The sequence below is a fragment of the Planococcus sp. PAMC 21323 genome, assembly GCF_000785555.1.
In the GTDB taxonomy this organism is placed as follows: Bacteria; Bacillota; Bacilli; order Bacillales_A; family Planococcaceae; genus Planococcus.
Genome location: NZ_CP009129.1, coordinates 982,385 through 998,839, shown reverse-complemented (window position 1 = coordinate 998,839; position 16,455 = coordinate 982,385). Strand labels below are relative to the sequence as shown.

The window sequence follows — 16,455 nt, the reverse complement described above, 5'->3', positions numbered from 1 at the left end:
ATAGATAAAGCTTTTTCAAGCTCTATATGTCTGCTTTTTGACCATTAACTATCTGAATAAACCAATAGTTTTCATTACTTTCTTCGTGTGACGAAGTATTATATAATAAGAACAAATGCTCCTTTCAGAAAGAAGGGTTCCGTATGGATACACAGAAAAAGAATTTCTTTATCATCATGTTCACTAACTTTCTTGTTGCCGGTAGTACGACGATGATTATGCCATTCCTATCCCTTTATATAGAATCACTCGGCAATTTCTCGGATGAGTATGTGCAGCGCTGGTCTGGTCTAGTATTTGGGGTAACTTTTGTTGCAGCCTTAATCATGTCTCCTGTTTGGGGACGTATTGCGGATAAATATGGGTTCAAACCCATTTTAATTATTAACGGCTTTGGTATTGCCATCAGTATTTTTTTAATGGGGACAGCTGAATCCGTTACTGAATTGTTTATGATTCGCTTGTTTATGGGGTTGGTTACTGGATTTATCCCTACCTCATTAGCTTTTGTCAGCTCTCAAACTTCTAAAGAAACCGCAGGAAAAACACTTGGCACACTTCAAATGGGCAGTGTTTCTGGGACATTATTTGGACCAGTACTCGGTGGTTTAATGGCCGATGCCTTCGGATTTAAATACACATTTATAATTACTGCAACCATTATTACGATTGCTGCTTTGTTTGTTGTATTCGGCTTGCACGAGATTAAACGCGTTAAAGTAAAAGGTGCTCATGTCTACGCCCCGAAAACGATTATAACTGGTATTTTAAATCATCGGCTCATGCTGAACGTTATGATCATCACAGCATTAATTCAAATTGGGAACTTTAGCATACAACCTCTACTGTCGCTGTATGTTGCCGAACTTACAGCCGGCAGCGCTCAAGTAGCGTTTCTCGCAGGGGTTACGTTTAGCGCTACTGGTGTAGGGAATTTACTATTCGCCCGGCGTTGGGGACGTTTAGGTGATTCAATTGGCTATGAAAAAGTACTTGGCTTATTACTGTTATTGGCTTTTATCTTTATCATTCCACAAGCTTTCGTCACAGATCTATGGCAATTAATTGTTCTGCGCTTATTCTTTGGTATAGCAGTTGGCGGCATGATTCCAACGACCACTGCATTAATGCGCCGGGAAGCGCCAATTGAAATTCAAGGTGAAATTATGGGCTATAATACAAGCTTCCGTTTTCTAGGGAACATCATCGGTCCCGTTTTCGGTGGTATTGTTAGTGGCTTTATCGGCATTTCGTCTGTCTTTATTGTAACGAGTATTTTATTTATCTTTGCTTTTGTCTTTCTTCGGACGACGCTTGCCAAACCACAGCAAGATTTTGAAGATGTATTGCTTGAGCAAGAATTAAAAAACACCTAAAAAATAGTTCATGATATTTTCAGTAGACACTTCGGCTAACTCGAATTGTCTACTGTTTTTTAATGCTTTTTATCGAAATTCGAAAAAAAAATAATCGGGTTTCTTCCTATTTCTAAAGTTCATAAAAAGTACAATGAATCTAGGTGTATTAATTGATGAGCGGTGCAAACCCACTCGATTTGCGTTATAATTTCTAATTAGAAACTCATCACGTTTATGCTGGAAGGAGGATTCATTTGTCATTTGTGTTTTTAATCTTTTTACCTTTGTTGGCAGCCTTGTTTGTTCCGCTGTTATTTAAGAAAGTCGGAAAGATCCATACAGGCTGGTTTGTACTAGTGGTTCCTGTTGTTTTATTCATGTACTACGTCTCATTGCTTCCTACAACAATCGAAGGCGGCAATTTAGTGTCTGAATTTCAATGGATCCCCTCACTTGATATCGCATTTATCGCGTATATCGATGGATTGAGCCTCTTGTTCACTTTGCTGATTACAGGCATCGGCGCTTTAGTGGTGCTTTACTCTATTTTCTATTTGGATAAACACCGTGAACAATTACATAATTTTTACGTTTACTTATTGATGTTTATGACGGCAATGCTCGGCATTGTTCAAAGTGATCATTTAATTACGCTTTATCTGTTTTGGGAATTAACATCGATTTCTTCATTCTTGTTAATCGGTTATTGGTACACACGTGACCGCTCCCGTTTTGGTGCATTGAAATCAATGATGATTACCGTTTTTGGTGGATTGATGATGCTTGGGGGATTTGTGTTACTAAGCATTATGGGTGGTACCTATTCGATACGTGAATTAATACCGCAAGCGACCGAGCTTGTGTCGCACGAATTCTTTATATGGGCACTCGTATTGGTGTTGTTCGGTGCATTTACTAAATCTGCACAGTTTCCGTTTTATATTTGGCTTCCGGATGCGATGGAAGCGCCTACTCCTGTTAGTGCCTATTTGCACTCTGCGACAATGGTTAAAGCCGGCTTGTACTTAGTTGCACGACTAACACCTATCTTTGCGATATCCGGGACGTGGATGTGGTTAGTTGCAGGTGTCGGATTATTAACGATGTTCTGGGGTTCATTTTTCGCTTTAAAACAAAAAGACTTAAAAGGAATTCTGGCATTTTCAACCGTTTCGCAATTGGGCTTGATTATGTCTTTACTTGGAGCCTCGGCTGCTGGGTATCATATCGACAATATTGCAGAAACAACCTTTAAGTATGCTGGGTTTGCAGCAATTTTCCATTTAATCAACCACGCCGTATTTAAAGGCAGCTTGTTTATGATTGCGGGTATCGTCGATCATGAAACCGGTACAAGAGATATTCGTAAACTTGGTGGACTGATGAGCTTAATGCCGATCAGTTTCACAGTTGCTATGATTGGCGCATTTTCAATGGCAGGATTACCTCCATTTGGTGGATTCTTAAGTAAGGAAATGTTTTTAACCGCGATGCTATCGTTGACTGAATTTGATTTATTCTCTATGGATGTTTGGGGTATCTTATTCCCCGTTGTAGCATGGCTTGGCTCTGTTTTCACCTTTATTTATAGCTTCTACTTTGTGTTCCACACATTTGCCGGCGAACATAAACCAGACCAATTGCCAAAACCTGCTCACGAAGCACCTATTGGTATGCTCATTTCGCCCGTGTTTTTGGCCCTTCTAGTGGTCGTGATTTTCTTTATCCCGAACTTAATCGGTGACTGGCTCGTCAAACCAGCCGTTTTGGCTATGCAGCCTTTCTTGTATAGTTCACCAGAAGATATTAAAATACACGTTTCAGCTTGGCATGGACTTAATACAGAGTTCTTTATGACGCTCGGTATTTTTGCTATCGGTTTCCTGATGTTCTGGACGCTGCGTAAATGGCAGAAGAGCTATGAGCTCTTCCCCGACGCCCTCTCATTGAATGCGCTCTATGATAATATGGTGTTTTTGAGTGATACTGGTGCAAACCGTTTCTCAAGAATTTACATGACCGGTTTTATTCGTTCGTATTTGGTGTATATGTTTAGTTTTGTCACGTTCATTCTACTTGGAACCCTATTCTTAACAGATGCATTTGCTATTGATTTCACGAACCTTGCCCCTGTTGGGCTATATGAAGCTGTGATTTTAATCGCTTTAATCGGTTCAACATTTACGATTTTGTTCTCTAAGTCTAGACTTACAGGAATCATTGCACTTGGTGCCGTTGGTTATTCAGTAGCCTTATTCTTTGTTATTTTCCGAGCTCCTGATTTGGCTTTAACACAACTTGTTATTGAAACAATTTCTGTTGCCTTGTTTTTACTGGCGTTTTACCATTTGCCACAGATCAGTCGGAAAGAAGAACGGATGCGCTTCCGTTTCGGAAATGCAATGGTTGCAATTGGTGTTGGGGTGACAGTAACTTTGATTGCATTGTCTTCTCTATCACAAAAAGCCATGCCTTCTATTTCCGAATTCTATAAAGAAACGGTTTATAAAGAAGCAGGTGGCGGAAATATCGTCAACGTGATTTTAGTTGATTATCGTGGATTTGATACATTGTTTGAAATTGCGGTATTAGGTATTGCAGGAATCGGCATCATCACGATGATTAAACTACGATTGACGAAAAAGGAGGATCAGCATGAGAACAAATGATGTAATGCTACAAACGGCCACAAAAGTAGTGACCTTCATCATTTTGATGTTCGCTGTCCACATATTTTTTGCAGGACATTATACGCCCGGTGGTGGCTTTGTCGGCGGGCTATTGACTACTAGCGCTATTGTGCTGTTGATGCTATCTTTTGATATTGCAACGGTGAAAAAAATATTGCCTATTAATTACGTGACGATGACGGCCATTGGTTTGTTGATAGCTCTTGCTACAGCGTCCGGGGCAATTATCTTTGATGTTCCTTTTTTCACACACGCTTTTGGTTATTTTGATTTACCGCTTTTCGGTAAAACTTCCCTGCACTCAGCAATGCTGTTTGACGCAGGAGTTTACTTGGTTGTTGTTGGAGTTACGATGACCATTATTCAAACGATTGGAGAGGATGAATAATGGAAATAATTATGTCAGTGGCTATTGGGTTTCTTTTTATGGCAGCTGTATACTTAATGCTTTCAAAAAGTTTAATCCGTATTATTATCGGGACAGGGTTATTGAGCCACGGCGCTCACCTATTACTATTAACAATGGGTGGACTCAGTGGAAATTCGCCGCCTGTTGTCTCTCCCGGAGTGAGCGTCGGCGATTACGCAGACCCACTTCCCCAAGCTTTGATACTGACCGCAATCGTCATTTCATTTGCTGTAACATCATTTTTCTTAGTGCTCGCCTACCGGTCTTATCAGGAGCTTGGTACCGACAATATGAATTTGCTGAGAGGTACTGAAGACTATGAGTAATTTACTGTTATTTCCGATTATCATTCCTTTATTTTTCGCTGCTATCCTGATGATGTTCCCGAAAAACATAAAACTTCAGCGTACCTTAGCTGCTGTGGGTGCTGGAACCGCTTTACTTTCTGCTCTTGTACTTTTAGCAAAAGTGAATACAGATGGTGTTCAAGCGGTAACGCTTGGCAGTTGGCCAGCACCTTTTGGTATTTCGATGGTGTCCGATCCACTTTCTGCTTTACTCGTTGTCACAGCGTCCATTCTCGTATTGTTGGTTATTTTTTATAGCATCCCAACTATTGGCTTGAAACGTGAACAATCTTATTACTATCCTGCTGTGCTCTTTTTAATGGTAGGTGTGAACGGTGCTTTTACAACAGGTGATATTTTCAACTTGTTTGTTTTTGTCGAAGTGCTGTTAATGGCTTCTTACACATTGATTGTCCACGGTGGCGAAAAGCCGCAGTTACGTGAATCTATCAAGTACTTGCTAGTGAATATTATTTCATCTGCTTTGTTTGTTGCTGCAGTCGCTTTTCTTTACTCGGTTACGGGCACATTAAACATGGCGGATTTGGCAGTAAAGATTCCACAAATTGAAGAAACGGGCATTTTAACAGTTATTGCCGTTATGTTCCTTGTGGTTTTCGGTTTTAAAGCTGCCATTTTCCCTTTGTATTTCTGGTTGCCAGGGTCATATTATGCACCACCCATTCCGATACTTGCACTGTTTGGCGCATTACTGACAAAAGTCGGCGTTTATGCGATTATGCGTACATACACATTGTTCTTTACGATGAATGTTGGATTTACTCATGAATTGCTAGGGATTATCGCCATTCTAACCATTTTTGCTGGATGTGTTGGTGCTCTCGCATACTTTGATGTTAAAAAAATTATCATTTATAATATTATTATCGCAGTCGGAGTTATTTTATTTGGGGTTGCCCAATTAAATCAACCGGGTATTGATGGATCTATTATGTATTTGATACATGACATGATGATCAAAGCTGCTTTATTCTTCCTTGTTGGGATTATTGCCGTATTGTTTGGTACAACAGACCTTCGCAAAATGGGCGGATTGATTAAAACATATCCGGTTCTAGGCTGGGTTTATCTATTGACTGCCTTTGGTTTAGCGGGTATTCCCCCGCTAAGTGGGTTCCCGGGAAAACTGCTTATTATTCAAGGCGGATTTGAAGGCCCTCAATTTTGGGGAAGTATAGTCATCTTAGCTACTAGCTTAATCGTGTTACTAAGTTCTGTGCGGATCTTTATCTATGCTTTTTGGGGACAACCAGTTGAAACAATCCCTTTAAAAAAATCAACTTTCAATCAAATGTTTATTCCAACGGTCATCCTTGTTGCCATGACAGTGGTATTCGGGGTCGGCGCGGAACTCTTCATGCCCCTCATCTCAGGTGCGGGTGAAGTGCTGCTGAATCCATCCATCTATATTGATGCGGTCTTAAAGGAGTAAGTGACATATGGCTTTACAAATTTTATTGAATTTCTTCTTGGCCTTTGTCTGGATGTTCATGACCGTTTCCTTTAGTCCGTCTGGATTCGCGATTGGCTTTCTCGTTGGCCTTGGTATCATTATTTTAATGCGTCGGTTCTTTTCGTACCGGCTCTATACATCACGAGCTTGGGCAGTAATCTCGCTGTTTTTATTGTTTCTTAAAGAACTATTCAAGTCGAGTATGCAGGTTTTGTTTATCGTGATTAAACCTAAGATGAATTTAAAGCCAGCTATTTTCGAATTAGAAACCGAGTTAAAAGAAGACTGGGAGATTACACTCTTGTCTGCGTTGATCACGCTAACTCCAGGTACATTGGTCGTTGGCATTTCTGATGACCAAAAAAGACTTTACATTCATGCACTCGACTTTGATGATATTGAAGAAGCCGTCAATTCCATTAAAGATACATTCGAACGTGCTATTTTGGAGGTGAGCCGCCCATGATGACATTTTACTGGGTTTCGCTAATTCTTGTTAGCATAGGCTTTACTGGACTTCTTTTCCGACTTGTTAAAGGGCCAACAATTGCTGACCGTGTTGTAGCACTTGATGCCATCGGAATTGCTCTTGTTTCGATTATTGCTTTATTGTCTTTAATCATCGAGACAGAATTCTTTTTAGAAGTCATCTTGTTGTTGAGCATCTTATCCTTTATCGGAACTACCGCATTTGCGAAATTCCTTGAGAGAGGAGAGATTTTCGATCGAAACGACCATAATTAATATTGTAATCATCGTTTTAATGAGCACAGGGGTCCTATTTAGCTTAGTTACGGCTCTTGGGCTAATACGCCTACCAGATGTTTATACACGTACACACGCGGCTTCTAAGAGCTCTACGCTCGGCGTACTATGTGTATTACTTGCCGCCTTTATTCATTTTTGGTTGATAGAAGGTATATTCAATACACAATTAATTATTGCGATTGCGTTTTTGTTTATTACTGCTCCTGTAGGTGGACATTTGATTGGACGTGCTGCATATATGTCCGGCATCAGTGTCGCTGATGAAACAGTGCGTGATGATATGAAAGTCGCAATCAAACATAAAAAAGATGAATTGTTAACTAATAAAACACCTGAAGAATAAAAAATAGCCAGCGAAAAGTAAAATACTTTTCGCTGGCTATTTTATTTTGGGTGTTTATTGCTCATCTGCCATTTTTTCAACTAGCATAGCGAGCGTCCGTACCATTGCGCCTGTTCCACCTTTTGGTCCAAGGTCATGTGCGCTATCTGCATCTGAAGTTCCCGCAATATCCAAATGAATCCACGGCGTGTCCCCTGCAAATTCTCCTACAAATCCACCACCAAAAATCATATGGCCATCACGTCCTGGTGAATTGTTTAAATCCGCTACATTACTTGTGCGAATACGTTTTTTGTCGCTTTCTGTTAACGGCAAGCGCCAAACAAATTCGCCACTTTCCATAGATGCTTCTAAGAAAGTTTCAAAAAAGGCTTCGTCATTTGTTAAGGCACCTGTTTTGTCTTTCCCTAATGCCACGATCACTCCACCTGTTAAAGTCGCAACATCAACGATTTTCGTTGCACCTAGCTGTTTCGCATAGCTAACAGAATCCGCTAATACTAAACGACCTTCAGCATCGGTATTTAATATTTCAATCGTTTTACCACTCATCGAGGTTATCACATCATCCGGTTTAAAAGCATTACCAGAAATCATATTGTCTGTTGAAGCAATAACCGCGATGACGTTTTGTTTTGGCTGTAGTTCACCAATGATTTTCATTGCACCAAGAACTGCTGCAGCACCACCCATATCGCCTTTCATCCCTACAATGCCGTCTTTAGGCTTGATTGAGTAACCGCCAGTATCAAAGGTTATCCCTTTACCAACAAGCGCTAGCGGGTCTTCAAAGCCTTCTGTCGCTTTATATTTTAAGACAATAAGGCGTGGTTCTTCAATTGAACCTTGGTTGACAGCAAGAATCGCTCCCATACCGAGTTCTTCAAGTTCTGCTTTTCCTAAAATATCTGTTTCGAAACCATACGTTTCGCCCAGTTCTCTTGCGTACTCGCCCATAGCAGTCGCTGTTAAAATATTCGCAGGCATATTAACCAGTGTCCGAGCATCATTAACAGATTGGCCAAAAATCGCACCTACTGTAGCTGCTGCTTCCACATCTTCTTCTACTTCTGTTGCTAAGAAAGTTAAGGTTTCTAATTTCACTTGCGTTTCATTAGATGTTGTTTTGTAATCATCAAAGCTATAGCCGCCCATTGTAATCGCTTCTGAAGCTAAATAAGCAACATCTTCACGTTCAATCGAATCGTTTTCAAAAGACTCCATATAAATTGCTGCATGTTTAATTTTTTTCTTTGCTAATTCTTTGCCAACTAATCCAAAGCATGAACGAAGATCTTCTTCCGTCAATTTTTTGCGGTTGTTTAAACCAATAAACAACACTCTTGGAATTGCTCCTGAAAGTGTAGGATACGTAATCAACGATTTTAAATCATATGACAAATCTTGTTTTGTCCAACTTTCTAATTTGCCATCAAATCGTTTCGCGAATTCGTCCCATCCTTTGCAGTTCTCAGGATGACGACTTAAGCCGACGACGAGGATTTCTGCTCTATTGTCCTGTGAATGTTGTTGTAATTCGATTTGCATAAAACTCCTCCTTTTATACGTTCTCTTTCAGTGTAGCATTTAATCCGTTATCCGAGTAGTTCGTGTGACGAAGGAAAAAAACGGGACTGGATTTTTCTCGTCTATGATATACTGATAGAACATATTTAGATAGAAAGGCTGTGACACCAGATGGAAATTTTCTCAAACCTGCCTCTTATGATTGCGCTATTTGCAATTGTTTTTGCTCAATTTATCAAAATTCCGATTCAATATGCTGTAACGCGAGAACTTGACTGGAAACTTTTTTCTTCGACAGGAGGTATGCCAAGTTCCCATTCAGCTGCAGTTACCTCTCTAACTACAGCCGTAGCTTTTGAACATGGCGTATCTTCTACGATCTTTGCGGTTTCAACCATGTTTGCAGTTATCACAATGTACGACGCCACTGGTGTTCGTTTTCAAGCTGGGCAACAAGCATTGACGATCAATAAAATGCGTCAGGACATCTACATTTTTATGGAAGAAACCAGAAAATGGCCACAAAAGAAAGAAGAGGAAAAAATTCAAGAACTTAAAACCTTGCTCGGTCATAAACCAAGCGAAGTATTCATGGGTGCTTTAACAGGCATTGCCCTTTCCTTTATTATTTACGGCATTGTTATATAATCATCATTTTAATGCAAAAAATCGCCGATCCGGATAACCGGATCGGCGATTTTTTTAAAACATTTGATATCCCATTTTGCGTAAAATTTTCATGACAAATCCTGACGTGATCGCGCCTGCCCAACCAGCAAGCAAGACAGCAATGTCACTGCCTGTCATAGACGTAATCGTATCTCCAAGCATAGCGAAAGATTCACCAGGATTGGTGAAATAATCAAAAACGCCTACATCATCTACAACTAATAAGATGACTACCGGATAAACGACAGCCATTAGCCAAGTCATCCGAAGTAACATATTTAATAAAAAGCCAATTCCGAAGAACATAACATAAAAAAGCAACATCGAAATAATCAATTGCACAATCGTAAATGAACTGTTCATAAATTCTAACCTCCGTTATTCCTTTCATCAGTTTAACCGAAAAAACAAAGGCTTTCAATCCAACGAGACAGAGTTCATCGCTTTGTCACTTATCGTAAATGGCAGAAGACAAGTCATTTGCAAAATTTCCCCAAACAAAATAGCGAACGGAATCTTTATTCCCGTTCGCCATCGTCAAACCAATTATTTTTTCCCTGAACCCGAACAGCAGGAGCACGTTTCTGAACCACCCAGTCGTAATTGAAAATAGCCTTGTCCTGAACAATATGGGCAATTGTTGACATTTTTAACCTTTTTAAAGTTTGTCATCTGAAACACCTCCTTCTATTCTTGTTTGTAATATTCTGATAATATAGCACGACTTTATCCGGAGTGCAATAGATAAAGCCTTTATGTAAACGCTATCATTACAATTTTTTCGAATTAATTTTAATTTTATTTGTTTTACAGCTATTTTCTGAAAAACAATTTGTAGTCTGAATAACCAAAAACTTTTCCAGGGTCTACATGGTTGATAGGTGTTAATCCTTTTTCTAATGAATAAGAAGCCATTTCAACAAGCATTACAGAAGCTTCTCCTCCTGTTGCTAATTCGGTTGGAGATAGCCAATCAGCTGAATACAACTCAGCTAGTTGTGCGATGACGGGTTGCTCCTCGTTTATCGCTTTTAATAAGAAAACGGCCATATTATCGCTAATTTTTTCTTGAAGAACTCCAGAACGGAATCCGATCAGTTCGACCATCTCACAGTCAATTCCAGTTTCTTCTTTTACTTCTCTCAAAGCAGCATGGTCAATTGTTTCATTGCCTTGCACAAACCCAGCTGGCAATGACCATTTCCCATGCAATCCACCATATCTCTTTTTTACAACGAGCCATTCTCCTTTTGAGTTTACTACCAGTCCGGCTGCTCCAAGCCACACATTGCCACGTTTATTCGTTGCCACAAGCATCCCTCTTTCTATTAAAAGTAATCTATAAAGATGCTCCCTAAACTACAAAAAAAGCTCCCCTCAAAGGGAGCTTTTGATCTTCTAGCTTATAGAACGTTAAATTTACCTTTTTTCACCACAAGCATTGGTCCGCCAATCATGAATAGCGCACGGTTATCAATCATTTTCTTCATGAATGAAGCTCGTTTGCCTGTAACTTTTTTGCCGAATACTACACCAATTGCATCGTCATCCCCAAGTGAACAAACTGTTCCCTTAAGATCTGGAACAAATTCAACTGTTGTATCATTGCTCATTAACGCTTTTAAGTTTTTCGCTACAACTTCCCCTTGCTGCATAGCTATCTGAGCAGTTGGTGGAAATGGACGATTTGTTTCTGGGTTGATCATCAACGCACAGTCACCAATGATGAATACATCATCATAACCTGGAGCACGCAGATCTTTTTCAACTTTAACGCGAGCGCGCATGTTTTCAATAGGCGTAGCTTCAATTAGTTTGTTGCCACGAATACCTGCAGCCCATACAACTGTACCAGCTTTGATGAATTCAAATTCATCTTCGCCTTTTTTGATTTTAACGCCTTCTATAGTCGCTTCTACAACTGGCGTGCCAATTGAGAACTCAATACCTTTAGACTCTAAGTGACCTACTGCATAGTTTACTAGTTCTGGATCAAATCCAGGTAATACCATTGGTGCAGCTTCTACACAGACAACACGAACTTTTTCGCGTGGCACATCGTACTCTTTACAAAGTTCAGGTACGCGGTTAGCCAATTCACCAAGAAATTCAATTCCTGTAAATCCAGCGCCTCCAACGATAATTGTTAAACGGCTATCATCCTTAACTGGCTCTGCAGACCATGTAGCAAATTGGAATTCAATATGGTCACGGATATAACGTGCAGCTTTTACGTTAGCAATTGACAATGCATATTTATCAAGACCTTCAATTCCGAAAGTTTCACCTTCGAAGCCAAGTGCAATGACAATATAATCATATGTAAATTCGCCATTATCTGTTGAAACTTTTTTACCGACTACGTCAATTGCCTCAACAGTCGCCTGTACAAATTTAACTTTGACACTATCGATTACATCTTTAATGTCGTAACGCACTTGCTCAGGAAGTAATGTCCCTGCAGCAGCTTCGTGAAGCCATGTGCTTTCGTAATGATATTCGTTTTTGTTAATTAATGTAATGTCTGCAGCATCTGTGCCCAGAACTTTTTGCAAGTTTACTACAGTAGTTAATCCACCGTAACCTGCACCTAATACTAATATTGACGGTCTTTTCAACACAATCGCAACCACCTTCAAGTCATTTTTTAATCGAATATCGTCAAAGCAATAAAACCTTGGCGCACCGATAAACATCTATCTTCTATATTAGACCTATTACTCAATGATTTCAACTCAATAATATGTTTAACATAGACTTATCCACAAGAAAAAAGCCGGTTTGTGACCGACTTCTAACAATTCTCAGGAGTACCTTCTTTTTTAGCAGTCCGGAATGAAGTTCCACAGCCACAAGATGCAATGGCATTTGGATTTTCTATCGTGAATCCGCCACCCATTAGAGACTGTTTATAATCGACTACAGTACCTTGAAGAATCGGAGCATCTTCTTTGGCAATTAAAATCGGAATGCCAAATTGTTCGTACCGATCGTCCTCATCTGTTTTATCTTTTTCAAACCCCATACCATATGTCAATCCACTACATCCGCCACCTTTAACGGCAACGCGTAAATAGGAATCTTCTTCTTCGTTGTGACGCATCATTTCTTTAATCTGGAATGAGGCTGCTTCTGTAATTTCTACTACTTCTGTCAATTTGATCACCTTCCTCTAGCTCTATCATAGCAATCATTTCTATCATTGTTCAAGTCGTTAACCTTAAACCAAAGTTTTATAAAAGTAAGAATCACTGCCGTTATTTACTTATAAAGAAAAAGAGACCTAAAAAGGTCCCTTGGCTTTAAAATACTTGTTCTACTTCTACGATTCCAGGAACTTCTTCCACTAACGCGCGTTCAATTCCTGCTTTTAATGTGATGGTCGAACTTGGGCAGCTACCGCATGCGCCGAGTAAACGAAGTTTTACGATACCATCCTCTATATCAACAAGTTCACAGTCTCCCCCGTCACGTAAAAGGAATGGACGTAATTTATCTAAGACTTCCATTACTTGATCTTCTAGCAAAGCTTCAGTCATTTATATCGACTCCTTTCATTATAATCATTATAATGTGATTAGAAGGAAAAAGCCACTAATGAATTCACAGGGGGTCCAAACTATGAAGAAGGAATTATCTATTGAAGTCTACGGAACCGATGTTATTTGCGCAAGTTGTGTCAATGCACCTTCGTCAATTGATACTTACGAGTGGCTAGAAGCCGCTATCTCAAGAAAATACAAAGATCAACCATTTTCAATTACCTATATCGACATTGAGAAACCGATTAAACTCGATCATCAAAAAGACTATGCCCAACGCATTATGGACGATGAATTTTTCTATCCTTTAGTTTTAGTTGAAGGGGAAGTTGTTGGCGAAGGTTATGTACAGTTGAAACCTGTTTATCGCGAACTTGAAAAGCATGGGTTTTCTGTAGTTGAATAAAAAAGTAGTAAAGGTTTTGGAATGAACGTATTCCGAAACCTTTTTCTATGCAGATCTGCCTCAAAGAAAAAGACCATAGACAACTCAAACAAATCGAGTTTACCTACAGTCTACGAGCTTTTCTATTAGCCGTTATGCCATTTATACATCCACAAAACACCTGACTTCATCAAGCGAGCAATGCGACCCGTCACTGTGCGATCTGCTAAATAAGCAAATCCTTGTTTTTTACCTAAAGAACCAAGGAAGCCTTTCAACTTAATTTCAGGCATTGTTTCTGGTAAGGGTTCATCTTTCCAAATTGCTTTTAATACTTTAACGATTTGTTCTGCTTGTTCCTCTGCTAATTGTGCTGAAGGAGCCATAGGTAAAGCAGCACAATCGCCTACAACATAAACATGCTCATCAGTTGGTAATTGATGATACTGGTTGATTACTACACGTCCAGTCCCATCACATTCAAGGCCTAAATCACGAACTGGTTTAACAGGCTGAATACCGGCAGTCCAAACAACTGCATCTACTGGAATTGTTTCTTCATGATTGTGGAGCATTTTTGGTTCAACTTGTGTAATATTTGAATTTGATACTACGTCAACATTATGATTTTCAAACCAATTTTTCACAAAATTACTTAGACGTTCAGGAAAATCACGTAAAATTCGAGGGCTACGGTCAAATAATTTAATGTTTAAGTCTTTTCGGCTTTCACGCAATTCACTCGCCAACTCAATTCCACTCAAACCTGCTCCTACTACACCTACTACTGCGCCTGCAGGCAAGCCAAGCAATGCTTGGTAAGTTGCACGCGATTTACCGATTGTTTGAATGCTGTACGTAAATTCATCAGCTCCAGGTACGTTATGGTATTTATCTTCACAACCCAAGCCAATAACTAAATCATCGTATGCAATACGGTCGCCATTTTCCATGAAAATGCATTTTTCTTGAAGACCGATTTCTACTATTTCACCGTTTACAAGCGTTAAACGCTCATGCTCAGGAAACGGTACACGTACTTCATGATCTGACTCTGTACCAGCTGCTAAAGCATAAAACTCTGTCTTCATGCTGTGGAAAGGAGTACGGTCAATAAGAATAATTTCGGTATCTTGCGGTAAGCTGGTCGGCAATAAACGAAGCAATATTCGCATGTTGCCATATCCGCCTCCAAGTAAGACTAGTTTTCGCATAAAAATCTCCTTTAAAGTTCGTCTGTCTGATCAATTTCTCACATATGAGTATAGCTGATTGTGATAACTTTCACAATGCTTTCACTAGAAATCAATTAATTGACTCCAGCAGCTAAAAAAGGTAGGATTTCGTTGTAGTGAGGTGACTTAGAATGAAACCAATTGTAGAATTTTGTATTAGTAATATTGTGAATGGCGCGCAAGGTTCTTTTGAAAAACTCGAACGAGATCCTAATCTCGATGTTTTGGAATACGGCTGTTTAAGCTATTGCACAAAATGTTCCGAGTCTTTATATGCCTTGGTCAATGGCGAAATTGTGGAAGCCGATTCTCCAGATGAATTGACTAAAAAAGTCTATGAATTCATAGATGAAAATCCATTATTTTAACCCTTCATCGGTTTTCATAAAAAGAAAAATACATTCGGATTGTGTATTCTCAACATGCATTGCAGCCCAGCAAAATGACTATATGTCGCTTTGCTGGGCTTTTTTGTCTTCAAATTTTCCAATGACCCAGATTTTCAATCATGTGGGTTGGTAATTGCTCTTTTTCAGCTACTAGAGCCTTACTGCTAACTCCTGTATTAACATGAATCGTATCTATTCCAAAACGAATTCCCGCTTGAATATCGGTATCGTAGTTGTCTCCAATCATAACCATATCGTTTTTCTCAAATCTAGACTCATGCTGAATGGCTTCCAACATATGAATTTCTGGTTTGCCGATAAAAACGGGCTCGATTCCAGTCGAAGCCGATACAAGACGCGTAATTGCTCCATTACCTGGTAAAAATCCTTTTTCGGACGGAAAGGCTAAATCTTTATTAGTAGATAGAAAGACAGCTCCTTTTCGAAGCTCTAAACAAGCAGTTGCTAACTTATCATATGTTAGGCTTTTATCAAGTCCTATTAATACAATATCCGCATCCTCTTGTACTCGCTCAAGTCCTTCTTGATGCAATGCTTGGTCTAAACCATCTGAACCTATCATGTACACTGTCTTGCCAGGATACCAACGTTTGATATATTTTGCAGCTGCAATTGCCGAAGACATAATCTGCTCTTTTTTAGCTATAATACCAAACCCAGCCAGTTTATCTTTTAGTTGTTGTTGTGTCATCGATGCATTGTTTGTAATGTAAAAAGGTTCGATTTCTTGTTGCTGTAACCGTTCAACAAATTCCGCTGCCTCTTCAACTACTTCTGATCCGCGGTAAATCGTTCCGTCTAAATCCAGGCAATATGCTCTATACCTTTTTCTAGTTTCCATCTTTTATCTCCGGTATAAATGCTGAAACTGGGCCAAGCTCGTGAACTAAATAATGTTCTACTTTTGGACCAAACGCTTTTAATGATTCGATGTTTTCATCCAACGCATTCACAACAGCTTGCTGATCTACCTTCATAAATTCACGTACTAACATTTTCCGCAAAGCAATTACTTTTTTTAATGGCAGGTCCATCTCTTTAGTAATTACTTTTTCATCCACTAAAATATCAATAATGTCATCGTAACTTCCCGGGTCGCGCATAATAAAGCCATCTATCATTGAATTTCCTACATCGATAATCGCTTCGATAATATTTGCGCCTACGCGCTCTAAAGCAAGTTTGTCTCCAATAGATGTCCACTGCTGTTGTGCCTCATAAAACTCCAATAAAGAATTCATATACTGAATCGTTTCAGTGATTTTGCTTCGGTCAATAAAATACATAAAAATACCCTC

General features: G+C 39.5%; 21 protein-coding genes. 11 read left to right on the top strand and 10 right to left on the bottom strand.

Annotated features, from left to right (window positions below; translation table 11 throughout):
• The first annotated feature begins 143 nt into the window (after positions 1 to 143).
• The 8 genes from PLANO_RS05000 to mnhG all read left to right on the top strand — a co-directional run bounded on the left by PLANO_RS05000 (position 144) and on the right by mnhG (position 7,389).
• Entirely contained in the window at positions 144 to 1,376 is a 1,233-nt protein-coding gene (locus PLANO_RS05000; RefSeq protein WP_038703400.1) for an MFS transporter, read from the top strand.
• Between the two features lie 236 nt (positions 1,377 to 1,612).
• Positions 1,613 to 4,027 carry a Na+/H+ antiporter subunit A gene (locus PLANO_RS04995; protein WP_038703399.1) on the top strand — a complete coding sequence of 805 codons (2,415 nt, stop codon included), beginning with the start codon at positions 1,613 to 1,615 and terminating at the stop codon, positions 4,025 to 4,027.
• A complete protein-coding gene (locus tag PLANO_RS04990) occupies positions 4,014 to 4,436 on the top strand; it encodes a Na(+)/H(+) antiporter subunit B (protein WP_038703398.1) in 423 nt (140 codons plus the stop codon). The genes PLANO_RS04995 and PLANO_RS04990 overlap by 14 nt, the downstream gene beginning before the upstream one ends.
• Positions 4,436 to 4,783, top strand: a complete 348-nt coding sequence (locus PLANO_RS04985) for a Na(+)/H(+) antiporter subunit C (RefSeq protein ID WP_038703397.1) — start codon at positions 4,436 to 4,438, stop codon at positions 4,781 to 4,783. The genes PLANO_RS04990 and PLANO_RS04985 overlap by 1 nt, the downstream gene beginning before the upstream one ends.
• Entirely contained in the window at positions 4,776 to 6,257 is a 1,482-nt protein-coding gene (locus PLANO_RS04980; RefSeq protein ID WP_038703395.1) for a Na+/H+ antiporter subunit D, read from the top strand. The genes PLANO_RS04985 and PLANO_RS04980 overlap by 8 nt, the downstream gene beginning before the upstream one ends.
• 7 nt (positions 6,258 to 6,264) lie before the next feature.
• A complete protein-coding gene (locus tag PLANO_RS04975; protein WP_038703394.1) occupies positions 6,265 to 6,744 on the top strand; it encodes a Na+/H+ antiporter subunit E in 480 nt (159 codons plus the stop codon).
• Positions 6,741 to 7,022, top strand: coding sequence for a Na(+)/H(+) antiporter subunit F1 (locus PLANO_RS04970; RefSeq protein WP_038703393.1), 282 nt, complete (start codon positions 6,741 to 6,743; stop codon positions 7,020 to 7,022). Before PLANO_RS04975 ends, PLANO_RS04970 begins: the two co-directional genes overlap by 4 nt.
• A 19-nt stretch (positions 7,023 to 7,041) precedes the next feature.
• On the top strand, positions 7,042 to 7,389 hold the full coding sequence (gene mnhG, locus PLANO_RS04965; protein WP_038703392.1) for a monovalent cation/H(+) antiporter subunit G: 348 nt from the start codon (positions 7,042 to 7,044) through the stop codon (positions 7,387 to 7,389).
• Positions 7,390 to 7,443: 54 nt separating this feature from the next.
• Here mnhG and PLANO_RS04960 read toward each other — a convergent pair whose 3' ends face one another.
• Positions 7,444 to 8,937 carry a leucyl aminopeptidase gene (locus tag PLANO_RS04960; RefSeq protein WP_038703391.1) on the bottom strand — a complete coding sequence of 498 codons (1,494 nt, stop codon included), beginning with the start codon at positions 8,935 to 8,937 and terminating at the stop codon, positions 7,444 to 7,446.
• 150 nt (positions 8,938 to 9,087) lie between these two features.
• On the opposite strand from PLANO_RS04960, the gene PLANO_RS04955 reads away from it, so the two are divergent.
• Complete coding sequence (locus tag PLANO_RS04955; RefSeq protein ID WP_038703390.1) at positions 9,088 to 9,564, top strand: divergent PAP2 family protein; 477 nt, start codon at positions 9,088 to 9,090, stop codon at positions 9,562 to 9,564.
• A gap of 54 nt (positions 9,565 to 9,618) precedes the next feature.
• Here the strand turns inward: PLANO_RS04955 and PLANO_RS04950 are convergent, their stop codons facing one another.
• The 6 genes from PLANO_RS04950 to PLANO_RS04930 all read right to left on the bottom strand — a co-directional run bounded on the left by PLANO_RS04950 (position 9,619) and on the right by PLANO_RS04930 (position 13,124).
• Positions 9,619 to 9,948, bottom strand: coding sequence for a YuiB family protein (locus PLANO_RS04950; RefSeq protein WP_008429461.1), 330 nt, complete (start codon positions 9,946 to 9,948; stop codon positions 9,619 to 9,621).
• Positions 9,949 to 10,131: 183 nt separating this feature from the next.
• Entirely contained in the window at positions 10,132 to 10,257 is a 126-nt protein-coding gene (locus PLANO_RS16075) for a YuiA family protein (protein WP_197053111.1), read from the bottom strand.
• A 141-nt stretch (positions 10,258 to 10,398) separates the two neighbouring features.
• The gene (locus PLANO_RS04945) at positions 10,399 to 10,896 is read right to left on the bottom strand and encodes an NUDIX domain-containing protein (protein WP_038703389.1); all 498 of its coding nucleotides are present in this window, start codon (positions 10,894 to 10,896) and stop codon (positions 10,399 to 10,401) included.
• Between the two features lie 92 nt (positions 10,897 to 10,988).
• Entirely contained in the window at positions 10,989 to 12,203 is a 1,215-nt protein-coding gene (locus tag PLANO_RS04940; protein ID WP_038705379.1) for an NAD(P)/FAD-dependent oxidoreductase, read from the bottom strand.
• 176 nt (positions 12,204 to 12,379) lie between these two features.
• Positions 12,380 to 12,742, bottom strand: a complete 363-nt coding sequence (locus tag PLANO_RS04935) for a HesB/IscA family protein (protein WP_038703388.1) — start codon at positions 12,740 to 12,742, stop codon at positions 12,380 to 12,382.
• A 145-nt stretch (positions 12,743 to 12,887) separates the two neighbouring features.
• Positions 12,888 to 13,124 carry a NifU family protein gene (locus tag PLANO_RS04930; RefSeq protein WP_008429467.1) on the bottom strand — a complete coding sequence of 79 codons (237 nt, stop codon included), beginning with the start codon at positions 13,122 to 13,124 and terminating at the stop codon, positions 12,888 to 12,890.
• Positions 13,125 to 13,206: 82 nt separating this feature from the next.
• Between PLANO_RS04930 and PLANO_RS04925 the strand changes: the two genes are divergently transcribed.
• Positions 13,207 to 13,533, top strand: a complete 327-nt coding sequence (locus PLANO_RS04925; protein WP_038703387.1) for a YuzD family protein — start codon at positions 13,207 to 13,209, stop codon at positions 13,531 to 13,533.
• 125 nt (positions 13,534 to 13,658) lie between these two features.
• Here PLANO_RS04925 and PLANO_RS04920 read toward each other — a convergent pair whose 3' ends face one another.
• Positions 13,659 to 14,726, bottom strand: coding sequence for an NAD(P)/FAD-dependent oxidoreductase (locus tag PLANO_RS04920; RefSeq protein WP_038703386.1), 1,068 nt, complete (start codon positions 14,724 to 14,726; stop codon positions 13,659 to 13,661).
• 152 nt (positions 14,727 to 14,878) lie between these two features.
• Between PLANO_RS04920 and PLANO_RS04915 the strand changes: the two genes are divergently transcribed.
• Positions 14,879 to 15,115 (top strand): YuzB family protein, encoded by a 237-nt coding sequence (locus tag PLANO_RS04915; RefSeq protein ID WP_038703385.1) that lies wholly within the window; start codon positions 14,879 to 14,881, stop codon positions 15,113 to 15,115.
• 109 nt (positions 15,116 to 15,224) lie between these two features.
• On the opposite strand, the gene PLANO_RS04910 is transcribed toward PLANO_RS04915, so the two are convergent.
• Together PLANO_RS04910 and PLANO_RS04905 are read right to left on the bottom strand one after the other, a co-directional pair.
• On the bottom strand, positions 15,225 to 15,998 hold the full coding sequence (locus PLANO_RS04910; protein WP_038703384.1) for a TIGR01457 family HAD-type hydrolase: 774 nt from the start codon (positions 15,996 to 15,998) through the stop codon (positions 15,225 to 15,227).
• Positions 15,988 to 16,443 (bottom strand): DUF86 domain-containing protein, encoded by a 456-nt coding sequence (locus PLANO_RS04905; RefSeq protein WP_038703383.1) that lies wholly within the window; start codon positions 16,441 to 16,443, stop codon positions 15,988 to 15,990. Before PLANO_RS04905 ends, PLANO_RS04910 begins: the two co-directional genes overlap by 11 nt.
• Positions 16,444 to 16,455 lie beyond the last annotated feature (12 nt).

Bases quoted from the DNA above. Each gene is read 5' to 3' on its own strand.
- PLANO_RS04915 (WP_038703385.1), top strand. From the start codon at position 14,879: ATGAAACCAATTGTAGAATTTTGTATTAGTAATATTGTGAATGGCGCG.
- PLANO_RS04960 (WP_038703391.1), bottom strand. From the start codon at position 8,937: ATGCAAATCGAATTACAACAACATTCACAGGACAATAGAGCAGAAATC.
- PLANO_RS04975 (WP_038703394.1), top strand. From the start codon at position 6,265: ATGGCTTTACAAATTTTATTGAATTTCTTCTTGGCCTTTGTCTGGATG.
- PLANO_RS04990 (WP_038703398.1), top strand. From the start codon at position 4,014: ATGAGAACAAATGATGTAATGCTACAAACGGCCACAAAAGTAGTGACC.
- PLANO_RS16075 (WP_197053111.1), bottom strand. From the start codon at position 10,257: ATGACAAACTTTAAAAAGGTTAAAAATGTCAACAATTGCCCATATTGT.
- PLANO_RS04970 (WP_038703393.1), top strand. From the start codon at position 6,741: ATGATGACATTTTACTGGGTTTCGCTAATTCTTGTTAGCATAGGCTTT.
- PLANO_RS04955 (WP_038703390.1), top strand. From the start codon at position 9,088: ATGGAAATTTTCTCAAACCTGCCTCTTATGATTGCGCTATTTGCAATT.
- PLANO_RS04980 (WP_038703395.1), top strand. From the start codon at position 4,776: ATGAGTAATTTACTGTTATTTCCGATTATCATTCCTTTATTTTTCGCT.
- PLANO_RS04920 (WP_038703386.1), bottom strand. From the start codon at position 14,726: ATGCGAAAACTAGTCTTACTTGGAGGCGGATATGGCAACATGCGAATA.
- PLANO_RS04930 (WP_008429467.1), bottom strand. From the start codon at position 13,124: ATGACTGAAGCTTTGCTAGAAGATCAAGTAATGGAAGTCTTAGATAAA.
- PLANO_RS04925 (WP_038703387.1), top strand. From the start codon at position 13,207: ATGAAGAAGGAATTATCTATTGAAGTCTACGGAACCGATGTTATTTGC.
- PLANO_RS05000 (WP_038703400.1), top strand. From the start codon at position 144: ATGGATACACAGAAAAAGAATTTCTTTATCATCATGTTCACTAACTTT.
- PLANO_RS04985 (WP_038703397.1), top strand. From the start codon at position 4,436: ATGGAAATAATTATGTCAGTGGCTATTGGGTTTCTTTTTATGGCAGCT.
- PLANO_RS04910 (WP_038703384.1), bottom strand. From the start codon at position 15,998: ATGGAAACTAGAAAAAGGTATAGAGCATATTGCCTGGATTTAGACGGA.
- PLANO_RS04950 (WP_008429461.1), bottom strand. From the start codon at position 9,948: ATGAACAGTTCATTTACGATTGTGCAATTGATTATTTCGATGTTGCTT.
- PLANO_RS04905 (WP_038703383.1), bottom strand. From the start codon at position 16,443: ATGTATTTTATTGACCGAAGCAAAATCACTGAAACGATTCAGTATATG.
- mnhG (WP_038703392.1), top strand. From the start codon at position 7,042: ATGAGCACAGGGGTCCTATTTAGCTTAGTTACGGCTCTTGGGCTAATA.